This window comes from Lysinibacillus sp. NPDC093688 (assembly GCF_050280145.1).
Lineage (GTDB): Bacteria > Bacillota > Bacilli > Bacillales_A > Planococcaceae > Lysinibacillus > Lysinibacillus xylanilyticus_B.
Genome location: NZ_JBNNUX010000037.1, coordinates 1 through 14,251, shown reverse-complemented (window position 1 = coordinate 14,251; position 14,251 = coordinate 1). Strand labels below are relative to the sequence as shown.

The 14,251-nt window shown below is 34.7% G+C and carries 12 protein-coding genes; 9 read left to right on the top strand and 3 right to left on the bottom strand.

The features are described from left to right. Positions 1 to 194 precede the first annotated feature (194 nt). Together ACQKN2_RS20790 and pxpB are read right to left on the bottom strand one after the other, a co-directional pair. Positions 195 to 1,184 (bottom strand): biotin-dependent carboxyltransferase family protein, encoded by a 990-nt coding sequence (locus tag ACQKN2_RS20790; protein ID WP_427416637.1) that lies wholly within the window; start codon positions 1,182 to 1,184, stop codon positions 195 to 197. Continuing rightward, entirely contained in the window at positions 1,175 to 1,915 is a 741-nt protein-coding gene (pxpB, locus tag ACQKN2_RS20785) for a 5-oxoprolinase subunit PxpB (protein ID WP_427416636.1), read from the bottom strand. Before pxpB ends, ACQKN2_RS20790 begins: the two co-directional genes overlap by 10 nt. 276 nt (positions 1,916 to 2,191) lie before the next feature. On the opposite strand from pxpB, the gene ACQKN2_RS20780 reads away from it, so the two are divergent. From ACQKN2_RS20780 to ACQKN2_RS20760, 5 genes are all read left to right on the top strand, one after another. Further along, the gene (locus tag ACQKN2_RS20780; RefSeq protein WP_427416635.1) at positions 2,192 to 2,956 is read left to right on the top strand and encodes a LamB/YcsF family protein; all 765 of its coding nucleotides are present in this window, start codon (positions 2,192 to 2,194) and stop codon (positions 2,954 to 2,956) included. A gap of 40 nt (positions 2,957 to 2,996) precedes the next feature. After that, positions 2,997 to 4,214, top strand: coding sequence for an NRAMP family divalent metal transporter (locus ACQKN2_RS20775; RefSeq protein WP_427416668.1), 1,218 nt, complete (start codon positions 2,997 to 2,999; stop codon positions 4,212 to 4,214). Between the two features lie 65 nt (positions 4,215 to 4,279). Beyond that, on the top strand, positions 4,280 to 5,071 hold the full coding sequence (locus ACQKN2_RS20770; RefSeq protein WP_427416667.1) for a putative hydro-lyase: 792 nt from the start codon (positions 4,280 to 4,282) through the stop codon (positions 5,069 to 5,071). Between the two features lie 553 nt (positions 5,072 to 5,624). Next, complete coding sequence (locus tag ACQKN2_RS20765; protein ID WP_427416634.1) at positions 5,625 to 6,803, top strand: beta-ketoacyl synthase N-terminal-like domain-containing protein; 1,179 nt, start codon at positions 5,625 to 5,627, stop codon at positions 6,801 to 6,803. 12 nt (positions 6,804 to 6,815) lie between these two features. Beyond that, complete coding sequence (locus ACQKN2_RS20760) at positions 6,816 to 9,212, top strand: EAL domain-containing protein (protein ID WP_427416633.1); 2,397 nt, start codon at positions 6,816 to 6,818, stop codon at positions 9,210 to 9,212. A gap of 713 nt (positions 9,213 to 9,925) precedes the next feature. Here the strand turns inward: ACQKN2_RS20760 and ACQKN2_RS20755 are convergent. Then, positions 9,926 to 10,270, bottom strand: coding sequence for a helix-turn-helix transcriptional regulator (locus tag ACQKN2_RS20755; protein ID WP_323646907.1), 345 nt, complete (start codon positions 10,268 to 10,270; stop codon positions 9,926 to 9,928). A 152-nt stretch (positions 10,271 to 10,422) separates the two neighbouring features. On the opposite strand from ACQKN2_RS20755, the gene ACQKN2_RS20750 reads away from it, so the two are divergent. The 4 genes from ACQKN2_RS20750 to ACQKN2_RS20735 all read left to right on the top strand — a co-directional run bounded on the left by ACQKN2_RS20750 (position 10,423) and on the right by ACQKN2_RS20735 (position 14,120). Beyond that, positions 10,423 to 10,587 (top strand): hypothetical protein, encoded by a 165-nt coding sequence (locus ACQKN2_RS20750; RefSeq protein ID WP_323646905.1) that lies wholly within the window; start codon positions 10,423 to 10,425, stop codon positions 10,585 to 10,587. A gap of 393 nt (positions 10,588 to 10,980) precedes the next feature. Beyond that, on the top strand, positions 10,981 to 11,424 hold the full coding sequence (locus tag ACQKN2_RS20745) for a hypothetical protein (protein ID WP_427416632.1): 444 nt from the start codon (positions 10,981 to 10,983) through the stop codon (positions 11,422 to 11,424). Positions 11,425 to 11,719: 295 nt separating this feature from the next. Continuing rightward, positions 11,720 to 13,150, top strand: a complete 1,431-nt coding sequence (locus ACQKN2_RS20740) for a PLP-dependent aminotransferase family protein (protein WP_427416631.1) — start codon at positions 11,720 to 11,722, stop codon at positions 13,148 to 13,150. A gap of 523 nt (positions 13,151 to 13,673) precedes the next feature. Beyond that, positions 13,674 to 14,120 carry a YfmQ family protein gene (locus ACQKN2_RS20735; RefSeq protein ID WP_427416630.1) on the top strand — a complete coding sequence of 149 codons (447 nt, stop codon included), beginning with the start codon at positions 13,674 to 13,676 and terminating at the stop codon, positions 14,118 to 14,120. Positions 14,121 to 14,251 lie beyond the last annotated feature (131 nt).

Sequence of the window (14,251 nt, the reverse complement as noted above, 5' to 3'; positions counted from 1 at the left end):
AAAAGCATCACGTCCTGTGATGACGCCTTCGTGACCAACATACTGTTGGCCCAAGCGGCTCATCGGACGCCCCCAGGAAGCTTTGCTCTGTGCGAAAGCGAAGCGTCAGCAACAAAGCGCCCAGCCGGAACGAAAATCAACCCCACGGTTTGGTGAAGAGCCTAATTTTTAGGAAATATTTTTATCTAAATATGCTATAACCTTTTTAAACGGAGCCCAAAAGCTAATTCATTTCGTTTTCTTTCTTGATCTATTAATGCCAATTGAGCTTCTTCAAGAGTGACCTCTTTAAAATAGACTCGACCATTTGCTTGCATTTGTGCTAATGATGGTAAATCGGCAGAAATCACTTGAGCTATTTTAGGATATCCACCAGTTGTTTGACGATCTGCCATTAAAATAATAGGTTGCCCATTGGAGGGCACTTGAATCGTTCCAAATGTAACCCCTTCGGATAATAATTCAAATGGCTCTTTTAATTGAATAGCCTCTCCATCTAATCGATAGCCCATTCGATCTGAGTGTGTTGTGATGGTGTAAGGCGTTGAAAGGAGTTTTTTTAAACTCTCCTCATCGAAATGCTCATATTCAGAGCCTCTTATGAAGCGGATTGTTTGTGTTTTTTTTAATGTAACAAAGGATGTGTAATCAGCTGACCAAGAAAGGTACGTTGGTTCTTTTTTTAATTGTTTAAAAAGTTCTTCCCCTAACTCTGATCGTCTATCTAATTCAAAGACATCATTCTTCAGCAATTTTCTTCCATGAAAACCTCCGATTCCAGCACGTATGTAGGTGCTTTTACTGCTCATCACTTTGGGCACTTGGATTCCGCCACTAAACGATACGTAGGCTCGGCAACCACTAATCGCGGTATTAAATTTTAAAATAGATCCTTTTTGAATAAAAAGTGGTCGCCACATTGGTGCTTCTTTACCGTCTATTGTAGGTTGTAAATTGCCACCTGTAATTGCGATCAGTTCATCAGTTTCAAATAAAAGGGTTGTTCCATAAAGTGTCACCTCAAGAGCGCCTTCTCCTTCGGAATTTCCAACAAGTAAATTCGCAATTCGTAAGGAAATTGAATCCATTGCTCCTCCGACGATAACACCAAACTTTTGTAGCCCATATCTTCCTAGGTCTTGAATGGTTGCCAGCATACCTGGCTGTAATACCTTTATGCCCATGTTTCCATCTCCCAATCGCTCTTATATTCTTCCAACGAAATTGGTACAAACTGAATTCGATCACCCGGTTGTAATAAGGTTGGAGGAGATTGTTCAGGTAGAAACAAACGAGAAGGTGTTCGTCCGATGATTTGCCATCCACCTGGAGTTTCTAATGGGTAAATCCCTGTTTGATTTCCCGCAATTCCAACAGATCCCGGAGTAATCGATAACCGTGGAGTTTCTTTACGAGGTGTTGCAATTTGTCTGTCCATTCCTCCCATAAACGGAAAACCTGGAGCAAAGCCTATCATGTAAACAAGATATTCCACAGAAGAGTGGATTTTAATGACTTCATTAGGTGTTATACCATGATAAGAGGCTACAAATTCTAGATCTGGTCCCATTTCACCACCATATACTACAGGGATTTTTACGACACGTTCCTTCGTTGTTTCAACTATGTGAGATTGGTTCATTAAAGAAAGAATTGTTTCTTTCACCTTATCGTAAGGCATTTCGCCTCCTTTTCCTATATTTGAAAAGTATACTTCAATCGGATTGTAATAAACCGTCACATTATTATAGGCAGGCACAACCTCGATGAATCCTTCAAATGGATTTCTCTCTAATAAGTTCAATATATTTTTAACTTTGTTGTGAATTGCCTCACTTATTCCTTCACCTACATGAATGACTAGTGCAGAATCATTCAAAGGTCTTATCTGTACATTCTCTTTTAAATTCATCATAAAAACCATCTCCTGAAGTTTCGAAATTCGGTATGTAAGTTTTAAATAACGGATTATTAATATTATATTTAAACAATAAACGAAAACAAGTTTAATTTAAATGAAAATTTCAAAAAAAATATTCTTTCTCAAAATTTCAAATTCATACTTTTCAGTAACAATAAAATATGTTAAGATTTTTTTAAATTTCAAAACTTAAGTTCCGAATATCGGTACAAAATAGTTGTAAACGTATTCATTAAAACTACTTTAGTGGGAAGAAAACGGGGGAAGAAGATGTTTCGAGTTGATGTAAACTGTGATTTAGGGGAAAGTTTTGGTCGTTATCGACTTGGAGAGCAAGAAGAAATCTTAAAATATGTAACCTCTGCTAATATTGCTTGTGGATTCCATGCCGGAGATCCAACAGTCATGCGAGAGACAGTTAAGCTAGCCATTGCAAATGGTGTAAAAATCGGGGCACATCCAGGATTACCGGATTTAAATGGTTTTGGACGACGTGAGATGAACATCACACCACAGGAAGCCTATGATATGGTTATTTATCAAGTTGGAGCATTGCAAGGTTTTCTAACGACTTACAATGAAACAATGCAGCATGTTAAGCCACATGGAGCACTTTATAATATGGCTGCTAAAAATCCAGCGATTGCTGAGGCAATCGCACAAGCCATTTATGATATTTCTCCTTCACTTGTGTTATTCGGTCTCTCAGGTAGTGAATTAACAAAAGCCGGAGAAAAAGTAGGGCTTCAAACAGCCCATGAAGTGTTTGCAGATCGTACCTATCAAAAGGATGGTTCTTTAACATCTCGTAAACAACCTGATGCATTGATTACCGATAAGGAACAAGCTGTGAATCAGGTTGTGAGAATGGTGAAAAAGGGAATTGTGCTGTCACAACAGCAAATCGAGATCCCATTACAGGCAAATACTATTTGTATTCATGGGGACGGGGAACATGCTGTAGAATTTGCACAATATATTCATTCAAGATTAGCAGAACATCAAATATCAGTACGTGCAATCAAGGAGGGGTGATCCAATGGTAACAAAAAAAACGGAAGTTAGTGAAGCAGGAATCGAGCAAGAGAAAAAAGGTCAATTTGTTAAGAAAACAGCAAGTAAAAGTGTGTTAATAGGAGCAGCCTTTTTAATGGCTACCTCATCGATTGGACCAGGTTTTTTAACACAAACGACAGTATTTACACAGCAATTAGCGGCTAGCTTTGGATTTGTAATTTTAATTTCATTAATTCTAGATATTGTCGCACAGGTAAACGTTTGGCGAATCATTGCTGTTTCTGGCTTGCGAGGGCAAGAAATTGCCAATAAGGTATTACCTGGATTAGGTGTTCTCCTTGCAATTATGATTGTTATAGGTGGTTTAGCATTCAATATTGGTAACGTTGCTGGAGCTGGATTAGGGCTAAATGCAATGCTTGGCGTAGATCCAATTATGGGTGCCATTTTAAGTGCACTTTTTGCTATTTTTATATTTATATATAAAGAAGCAGGAAAGGCAATGGACAAGGTTGCGCAAATTGCTGGCGGTGTCATGATTGTACTCATGCTATTCGTTGCTTTTAAAACTTCACCACCTGTAGGAGAAGCGATTGTGAACACCGTTTGGCCTAAAGAAATTAGCTGGTTTGCGATTGTAACTTTGGTTGGTGGATCAGTTGGAGGTTACATTACTTTTGCTGGTGGTCACCGCCTTTTGGACGCTGGCATCAAAGGACAAGAATCCTTGCCAGAAGTAACAAAAAGCTCTGTGACAGGGATTTTGATTACTGGCGTAATGCGTATTGCTTTATTTTTAGCGGTTCTTGGTGTTGTTTCAAAAGGTTTAGTCATTGATCCTGCCAATCCACCTGCATCTGTTTTCCAACTAGCTGCGGGTAATATTGGTTATCGCATGTTTGGTCTGATTATGTGGGCTGCAGCGATTACTTCTGTTGTAGGTGCAGCTTATACATCCGTTTCATTTATTCGTTCATTCCACCCTAACATTGAGAAATATCATAATTGGGTGATTATAGCATTTATCGTCATTTCAACAACAACTTTTGCCTTGGTTGGAAAGCCAGTTAATGTGTTAATTTTGGTAGGTGCATTAAACGCACTGGTTTTACCATTATCACTTGGCATTATATTAGTTGCTGCACACAAAAAAGAAATCGTTGGTACATATAAGCATCCACGTTGGTTAACTGTAACTGGAGCAATTGTAGTTGTTCTTATGGGATATCTCAGCATTATTACATTAATTGAACAACTTCCAAAAATTTTTAGTTAATCTAACAACCAATCATCCATGAGCATCTTTTCATGGATGGTTATTTTATAAGGAGTGAATTGATGATGACAACATATAGTGCTTTAGAGCCGAATGAAATCCGTAAACTTATTCGCAATCAAGAAATTTCTGGACCAACTTCTGGCATGTCGATTGGGTTCACACAAGCAAATTTAGTGATTTTGAAGAAGGAGCATGCCTTTGACTTTCTACTATTTTGTCAACGAAATCCAAAGCCATGCCCATTATTAGATGTGACAGAACCTGGATCATTTATACCTTCAAAAATTGCTAAAAATACAGATATTCGCAAGGATATTCCGAAATATCGTATTTATCGGGATGGTATTTTAACTGAAGAAGTATTAGATATTACAAATTATTGGGAAGAGGATATGGTAGGTTTTTTAATAGGGTGTAGCTTTACATTTGAAACACCTCTTCTTGAAGCAGGTATTCCAATAAGACATATTCAAGAAAACTGTAATGTGCCAATGTATAAAACAAATATCGCGTGTGAAAAAGCAGGTGTGTTTAAAGGACCAACTGTTGTCAGTATGCGCCCTATGATACCAGAGGATGCGATTCGTGCAATCCAAATTACTTCGCGTTTTCCAAATGTACACGGTGCACCAATTCATATTGGTAGTCCAGAACAAATAGGTATTACGGATATTTCAAAACCAGATTTCGGTGATGCCGTGTCCATTAAGCCAGGGGAAATACCTGTATTTTGGGCTTGTGGCGTAACCCCTCAGGCAGTAGCTATGGAAAGTAAACCTTCTATTATAATTACCCATGCGCCGGGTCATATGCTAATCACTGATATAAAGGAAACAAGCTTGAGCATACTTTAAGGTGTTCGAAGACATCTATTTATTTTCTTCATAAGGAAGCGTCAAAAGGTTGGGACAAAACCAATTTCTGAAATCTAAAAAAGCTGGTAAAATTTACGACGAGTAAAATTTTACTAGCTTTGATTTTTTTTCATAAAAAAAGGACTTACTTGGGACACCGCAAAAACAAACGAAAAAGCGCCACGGTGTCGTTCAATTCATGGATTTTGAGGGTAAAGAAATACGTGTAGGTGGTCGTTTAAGTTATGTAATTTAATATAATAAATTTATGCATTAATTTAATCCTTCTCGTAATATAAATTTTCGAATAAGGTTCACTGGAAATTTTAGTATATCCTATTTTTAAAGTTTTAGTTCTATAAAAAAATACGAATGTAATCAAAATATTAGTAGGAAAACAATAATCTTACTTAAATTAAAATAATATTCTGATGAAGCATGTTTCAAATTAACCATTCGAATAAATTTCATAAAACGGAAGATTTGTCAATGTAGACTAAGTCTGATTTTGTTGTATATAATGGTGTAAAGTTGAAATTTGTAGGTGAAATAATTGGACGATATAGTAATTACAGGATATGGAATTAAAGCACCTGGTGTTGTAGATGAATTTAGTTTTTTTAATGTATTAAATAAAGGTATTTGTACTCAGAGCATTTTAAAAAATGATAATCAGCCTCATTCTAGTATTGTTGCGGGTTTGATTGAAGATGACTTTCTAGATATAAGTGGAGTAAATTACCGTCGATACCCGCGTTCTGTTAGAATGGCTATTGCGGCTGCGATGGATGCATCTGAAATGTCGAACTTAGATTATTTCAAGCCGCACCGAGTTGCTGTAGTTATGGGAACATCTGCTGGAGCAATTCTTGAAATCGAAAAATACGCTATAGATGGTTTTGATTTCAAGAAATTTCCGATTCATGGGGTTTCAATTGTTGATACGCACACACTCTCGGGTTCTGTTGCTGAAGCGATTGGTACGTGTGGGACTGCATTCACCGTTACAACTGGATGCACAGCCAGTATAGATGCAGTAATGATTGGGAAACAACTACTTGAATCAGGTAGTGTAGATGCTTGTATAGTAGGGGGAACAGATGCTCCTTTAGGCCAATGGACAATCAATGGATTTAAAAAAATAAGAGTACTCTCAACGGAAACCTCAATCGAAAAAGCTGGTGTCCCATTTTCATCGGAGCATCGAGGTTTTGTTTTATCCGAGGGTGCTGGTGTACTCGTTCTTGAGCGTAAACAATCAGCACAAGCACGAAAACAGAAGATATATGGGAAGATTGAACGTGTCGTTTCAAGAAATGAAGGGCAAAAATTATTAAGCTCTGATATAACTGGTAGACATATGCTTGAAGTTTTTCAAGAAACCCTTGGAAATACAATACCAAGCTATGTAAACAGTCAGGCGCTTGGTATAGAATTAAATGATCAAATCGAACGATTTATCTTGAAGGAAACATTTGGTTCTGGAGTGCCTATTACTTCAATTAAAGGAATGATAGGACATGCATTTGGGGCAATGGGAGCAATGCAAATCATTTCATCCCTGCTATCAATGGAATATGGTTTTATCCCTCCTACGATTAAAACATCAGGGGAAGGATTTGAAGACGTCCCTATTGTTTATGAAACGAGGCAGCAAGCTGTAGAGTCTGTATGTATCACTACTCATGGAGGTAGCGGAAATAATGCTTGTCTATTACTGACACGTACATAGGGGGCTCATTTTATGTTTTTTTTATTTTTAATTCTCTTGGCATGTATTCCAATTTCTGTTGGAATTACAATATTAGTATTATTCAAAAAAAGTAAATTATCAAAAATTATTTTTTTGTTTCTTCTTATGGCCTCATTTTGGCAAATAGATGTTTCATTTTTGTATGCACAGCAACTGTTTAAAGAAGAGACAATTATGCTGTTTTTCAGGATTTTTCGATTTGGCTCTATCATGGTAACACCAACAATTCTCTATATAGGGTATGCAATTGTTCAAGAAATACTTCAAGATGATTTTAAAAACAAGTGGCGTTTTCTTGTTAATCGTACCACTGTTCTCCTATCATATGGAATGGCCCTACTTGTATACATAATCGGATGGAGTGATAGAGGGATAAACGGATTAGAACTTGTACAAATGGGTTCTAATATATTTTACTATCCTGTTAACGGAGAGCTATCGTGGATTTTTAATTCCAATGTTCTCTTTTTTGTAGTTAATATGATTATTTGTTTTTTTATTAGTTTAGATGTACAAAACAAGAGTGAACGTTCATTTCTAGTATATTTTGTTATTTTCACGTTAATTGGATATACAATAGGCTTTTTTAATATGTTTCCATCGTCAGGATTGTTCCCAAGTTCGATTGCAATTTTGGTCTTTGCTATTTCTTTATTAATTCTTTCGAGCAGAATGCATCTTGATATAGTAAATAATATGAATAAAAAGCTATTTGAACAAAAGAAGTTTCTATTCCAAGTCATTAATTTAAACCCAAACTTTATTTATGCTTACGATGAAAATGGGCGTTATACACTTATGAATCAATCATATGCTCAGTTAATGGGCATGAACATTCAAGATAAGTTAGAGAAAGCTGATGATGACGTATTTAAAGATTCATTAGTAGAGAAACAAACTGTTGATCATCTTACGGATATAAACAAATTATCGCAAAAGGTATTCATTAGAGAAGAATCTATTACAGGCGCATCAGGAGAAGAGATATGGGTACAGACTGTCAAAGTACCAATTCAAATAAATGATAGCTCAGCCATACTTGCTGTTTCAACAGATATTACGGAGCGAAAGCAATATGAAGATGAAATCAAATTTCAAGCAAACCATGATGCCTTAACAGGATTGCCGAATAGAAGAATGTTCAATGAGGATTTAACGAACCTTCTGGAAAAAGCAAAAATGGAGTCAAGTCAGAATGCAATTATGTTTCTTGACTTAGATCGCTTTAAATACATAAATGATACGCTCGGACATGATGTCGGGGATCTCTTATTAATAGAAGTATCAAGACGTATTAACATGTTACTAAAGCAAAAACATAAATGCGCAAATATTTATCGTCTTGGTGGTGACGAATTCACTATTTTACTTCCACAGTATAATGCAGAAAATAGTGAGGCTTTTGCAAAAGAATTATTGGAACAATTTAAAAGTGGTTTTTTGGTAGATGGTTGTGATCATTTTATTACACCAAGCATTGGAATCAGTGTATTTCCAAATGATGGGTATTGTGTTAACGCATTAATAAAACATGCCGATACTGCAATGTATTATGTAAAAGAAAGAGGGAAAAATAACTATCAATTATTCACATCAGAAATGCAGCAACATTTCTATAGGAAGATGATGATTGAAAAAGAATTACGATCCGCACTAGATAATGAGGAATTTGAACTTTATTATCAGCCCATTATGGATGTGAAAACAAATAAAATCATAGGGATGGAATCTCTGATTAGGTGGAATAACGAAATATTGGGACAAGTTACACCGGATGAATTTATACCAATCGCGGAAGAGACAGGAATGATTATTCCAATAGGTCAGTGGGTATTGGATACTGCAATTAAACAAAATGTCCTTTTCCAAAAAGAAGCGTGCAAGCCATTAGTAATTAGTATTAATGTATCTGTGAGGCAGTTATTCGAGCCAACGTTTGTAGAAAGCTTGAAAAACACGATAGAGAACACTTCAATTGATGCGACCCACATTGTATTAGAGATTACTGAGAGTATTGCGATGTATGCGGAGTCGATGATAGAAAAGTTATATGAATTAAAGAAACTTGGTATAAGATTATCAATGGACGATTTTGGAACTGGATATTCATCGCTTAGTTACCTGAATAAATATCCTCTTGATTCTTTGAAAATTGATAAATCTTTTGTCATTGGGATGAATCGAGAAGTTGAAAACAAAGCTCTTGTAAAAACTATTATAGCAATAGCAAAACAACTTGACTTGAAAGTTATAGCTGAAGGAGTGGAAGGAGATGAAGAATATCATTTCTTGTCTGAGATTGGCTGTGATTACGCTCAAGGATATTTTATAAGTCGTCCACTCCCTGTAACTGATTTCAAAGAAAAATACATTACAGCTAGTGACTGATTCTCTTGCTATGAACTAAAATCAAGTATTTTTTTACAATGATTACTTTGAAGGCATTAGGGCTTTCAAGAGAATTGGCTCTTAAATTAGACCAGGAGTTTAAATAATCAATTATGTTTCAAAATAACTATAGTTATTCTACACAATTCTACACATTAACCTCGATAAACCCTTTAGTATCAACGTTTTAGAGGGGGGATTCATTCCCTCTTGGGACGAATCAAGGTTCAGAAAGAACAAGTTTGAACCAACTGAAAAGCGCTTCAAATCCTTTATTATCAAGGGTTTGAAGCGCTTTTGCTTTTTAAAAGAATAAGTTATAAAAGGATAGAAAATGATTATAACAGTGTTCTTTTGTTCTTTTAAGTCGTAAGTGATTTGTAGCTCTTGGAATTTACTAAACCATACGCCTAAGAGTATTAATCCAAAAGTATCGATATGATGATTCAGTTTTAATAATTTTTTTCGGTCAAATTTAAGACTTTGCGCTCAGTAGCGTGCCTTATGACGGACGTACCATTGTACGGACATTCTCAAGAACATTATTTACCCATACGAACTAGATCTCTTTCTTGCCATGTTTAAACATATTAGGTGTAGCTTCAATAAGGATAGAAAAAAAGGTGGGTCAGTAAGCCACACCTTGAATAACATATCTGTTTCTTTTTCTTACATTGGAGCAATCTCTGTAAAGCTTTCTAATTGAAGCTGGCTCATAAGTTATCATCTTCATTCTTTGATAATAATTTTTGTTGAGTATAAAGTAATTCTTTTGCCATAACAAGTAAATATTGTTGTGTTTCGGGATTGAGGTTATTAAAAATTTCAATTAGTTCATTTTCATAGAGAGAAGATTTGAACATTTCACCTTCCCCTGTTCGCAACCACTCTTCATTAACGTTAAAAGTCACACAAATTACTTTAATATGTTTATCGCTAAATGTACGTTTACCTACTTCAATCATAGCAAGAGTTGATTGACCTAATCCTAAGTGCTGAGCAAATTCTTTTTGGTTCATTTTTAAGGCACTTCTGATTACTTTTATTCGGTTATACAAAATACATTCACCTCATTTATATGTAATTATAATTTATCACAAAGAAACTGTATATTCAATTATCACAAATGAAAAAAACGGTAGACAATAATTTCGATTATGATAATATGTGGTTATAAACATCACAAATGAGACATAATAAGGGGATATTTATGAAAAATGAAACTATTACTAATGAACTAATTGGAATTATAAAACAGTTATCAACAGAAAATCAGCAATATTTCCTTACATTGGTGAGAATGGCCGCTGTAGCTGAAAATGCTATTAAAAAGCATGCACATCTCGATCAAACTACCCAGAAGAGTGCTAGATAATGTATAAGTGTAATGCCACTACGAGTTATATATCAATTTATTAGATTGCCAATAAGGGCTATTTCCACTATTTTCTCCAGAAAAAATATACAATTCAGATGGAAACTTTTTGGACGGTACAGAGTCTCAAAGTATTAGATGATGATATATATAATATTGACTACTGCATAATTTTAAAACCCTCTATTAATTAAGAAATATTTGAAATTATGGGTATTAGTTTAATAATAGTTTTATATAAGTCCCTTGCATTTAAAATGCTATGTTGACTATAAAAAATACATATGAAAAGAGACGTTTCGTGCAAATTAAAACGAGACGTGCAAAAATTTTATTTGGATTTACTAATGTTTTATTAGTAATTATCGTAAAGATTTAGCCATTGCAAATTTAATGAGTGTAGCTGATGAAGCGAGAAATATTCAGTTAGGATTTGAAGGACTTGCAAGCAACCGAGAAGAAACAGTTCGTCAAACTGGACTTAACATAATTACAGATAACCACACCTTAAACACAGTCAATTTCATTTCAATCATTACAGTGAGCTTAATTGCGATTGGTATTGCTTTATATAGTGCTACTTCAATTTCTCGACCGGTTCGACGAATTACCGAGCGTGATTTAAGTGATGATGCGTTAACCGTTCAATCGAAAGATGAAATTGGTCAATTAATAGGCGCAACAAATATATTAAGTGAAAAATTGCAAAGTATGTTGCGCCAGATTCAAGTTTCATTGCTTTTAAGTGGTTGTTCTGTAGCTAAACAAGATAATACTGTACAACAAAGTGAAGAAAAGTCCTATGTACCATACGAAATTATTGATGGTTATATTTAGTACTCTCACACACTTTATGATAATGAATATACAAAAGATGAAGTATATGGCAAGGTTAAGAAGGTAGCACCTTCAGATACGATAATAAAAGAAGATTTAACCTCAAATTATTATGATGACGGAACACTAATATACACAGTAAAGGAAAATAATGAAATTTTAATCATAGAACAAGAAACTGTAGATGAAATTTTAAAAAGGATCGAATAGTTTAATTAAAATGAAGGATATAGCTCATTTCTATTATACTAACGGGTGCTCAGCAAGTTTGAAGGAAATAATGAGGTGAGTATATATGGATTGGAAACCTGATAGAAAAGCGAAAAAAGCTATCTATAAACAACTCGCAGAATATATTGAAAAGGGAATTGCAGATGGTACATTTCCACCTGATAAACCATTGCCATCAGAGAGATATTTAGCTAGTGCTCTAAATTTAAACAGAAGTACTGTCGTTCATGCATATGACGAATTAGAATCGATAGGACTAATTGAAAGAAATAGAGGAAGTGGTACTACCATTAGTAAAGATATATGGGGTATAACAAAAAAACGGATTCCTAGCTGGAATAGGTATATTGAGGCGGGTTCTTTTTTACCTAGTCAACCTGTAACGCAAAAAATAAGAAAAGAAGCTGTTGAACATAAATTAATAAATTTAGCTTCCGGTGAATTGTCAGAAGAACTTTTTCCAAAAAGCTTTTTAAGCGAGATAACTTCAACACGTTCTTTTATTGGAAGCCTAGGATACGATCATCCACAGGGGAATGAAATCCTTAGAAATACCATCACAAAACATGTGAAAAAAAGTCGGGGAATCGACACTAATCCTTCTTCAATACTTATAACATCAGGAGCGCAGCAAGCATTACATTTAATTGTGCAATGTTTGTTAAAGCCTGGAGATGCAATAGCAATAGAAGATCCTTCCTACAATTATAATCTTCCAATTTTCAAATCGATAGGTATAAAAATACATTATCTACCTGTTGATAAGGATGGAATTAACCCGGAAGATTTGGAGTCATTATATAAAAAACACCGAATTAAAATGATTTTTTTAAATCCATATTTTCAAAATCCAACGGGCTACTTATTGAACAAAAAGAAAAAAGAAGCGATTTTAGACATATCCTCAAAGCTTGGAATTCCAGTAGTAGAAGATGATCCCTATAGTTTAACAGCTTTTTCAGGAGATAAAATCTCTACCCTTAAATCAATGGATAGGAATGGCAACGTATTATACATTAGTTCTTTGTCCAAAATTGTTGCCTCAGGATTAAGAATAGGGTGGATTATTGGCCCAACATCGGTGATTGAAAGATTATCCGATGCGAAACAACAAATCGACTTCGGTCATTCTAGCTATACACAATGGGTAGCGAATGATTTTTTAGAATCAGAAAATTTTCATATTCATATAAAAAGTTTGATTAAGGAATTAGAAAGAAGAAGAGATAAAATTATAAAAAGCCTCGATACTTATTTAAAAGATCTGGTGGAATATTCTATTCCTCAAGGTGGTATTCATATATGGTGTAAAATACTTAAAAATTATAATGAAACCCAATTGCTTGAAGAATCCATTAAAAGAGGCGTCATTTATGTTCCTGGTTCTACACTGGGATCCAAAGATGGTTTTGTTCGTTTTACTTTCGCAAAGGAAGATGAAGACTCAATCGATGAAGGAATCAAAAGGTTTGCAGAAGCCCTTAATAGTTTATAGACAATTGGATGACTAAAAATGTGTTAGATTGGATGGTTTTAAATATTTATATATTTAAAGGTGTGTTGATTTGGAAAAAATAGGTTTATTATTGAGCGATAAAAGGGTTTTTTTGTTACCATTTTGCTAATATATTTCCATTTTAACTGATTGTAGTGTAGGGCTACTCGACTCCAGCGGGAAAGCGAGACAGACGAGACCCTGCACGGAGAGCAGCGGAGGAAGCGGCTCGACGCTCGCCCGCAGGAAAGCGAGTAGCCCGTAGCGGAAATCAGCCTCTTCGAGTGTATAAAAATGGCAAATCAACACACCTGATATTTTTATCCCTAAAATAAATGGATGGTCAAAAAAGCATCGAATTGGATGGTTATAAAAAATATAAATCCCTTATCATTGAGTGGTAGATGATAAAACATCGATATAGCCTAATTACTAATTATTTTTTATGAAACACTGTGCAATGAAGGTAATAATATAGTAATTGCTATTAAAATGATAAAATTTCTGAAAGAGTTGGTATGATATGACAACGGGTTTGATTATTACGCTAGTGATTGGATCTATTATTAAATTGTTAATGAGCCCTCCCAGTATAGCTGTGGCATGGGGAGTAAGTAAATTTGAACTTCATAAAAAACTTGATTCAAAGGATGTTACGGTAACATTTAACGGAAAGAATTTAGAAGAGGAAGAAAAAAATAGATTTACAGACTATTTTAATAAAGCTTCCTTTTTAAAAAAACACTATATATTTCCAGGCAATGAAAAATTATTTTTACAGCCAGAGACTAATGTTACTCCATTTATCATCAACGTAAAAAGAGGCAAAAAAGATGTTAATTTCTTTGTTTTTAGTTACGACAATCACGTTGATGTAGTTAAGAAATACAAGGAGAAGGTTGTTTCATATAGTATTAGCTCTGAATATCTACAAAATTTCACCATTTTAACTACAAATGCAAACCATTGAAAAAAGGTTTTCAAAAAATTAGGGATTCGGTCACTGTAAAATGTACCCTATAAGATAGACACTTTCAAAAAGGTCATCTTATAGGGTATTTTTGTTTATAATGAAGAAAAAAACGAGCGGTGGTAAATAGT

Coding starts and splice junctions, on each gene's coding strand:
- ACQKN2_RS20790 (WP_427416637.1), bottom strand. CDS start 1,184: ATGGGCATAAAGGTATTACAGCCAGGTATGCTGGCAACCATTCAAGAC.
- pxpB (WP_427416636.1), bottom strand. CDS start 1,915: ATGATGAATTTAAAAGAGAATGTACAGATAAGACCTTTGAATGATTCT.
- ACQKN2_RS20780 (WP_427416635.1), top strand. CDS start 2,192: ATGTTTCGAGTTGATGTAAACTGTGATTTAGGGGAAAGTTTTGGTCGT.
- ACQKN2_RS20770 (WP_427416667.1), top strand. CDS start 4,280: ATGACAACATATAGTGCTTTAGAGCCGAATGAAATCCGTAAACTTATT.
- ACQKN2_RS20760 (WP_427416633.1), top strand. CDS start 6,816: ATGTTTTTTTTATTTTTAATTCTCTTGGCATGTATTCCAATTTCTGTT.
- ACQKN2_RS20750 (WP_323646905.1), top strand. CDS start 10,423: ATGAAAAATGAAACTATTACTAATGAACTAATTGGAATTATAAAACAG.
- ACQKN2_RS20745 (WP_427416632.1), top strand. CDS start 10,981: ATGAGTGTAGCTGATGAAGCGAGAAATATTCAGTTAGGATTTGAAGGA.
- ACQKN2_RS20740 (WP_427416631.1), top strand. CDS start 11,720: ATGGATTGGAAACCTGATAGAAAAGCGAAAAAAGCTATCTATAAACAA.
- ACQKN2_RS20735 (WP_427416630.1), top strand. CDS start 13,674: ATGACAACGGGTTTGATTATTACGCTAGTGATTGGATCTATTATTAAA.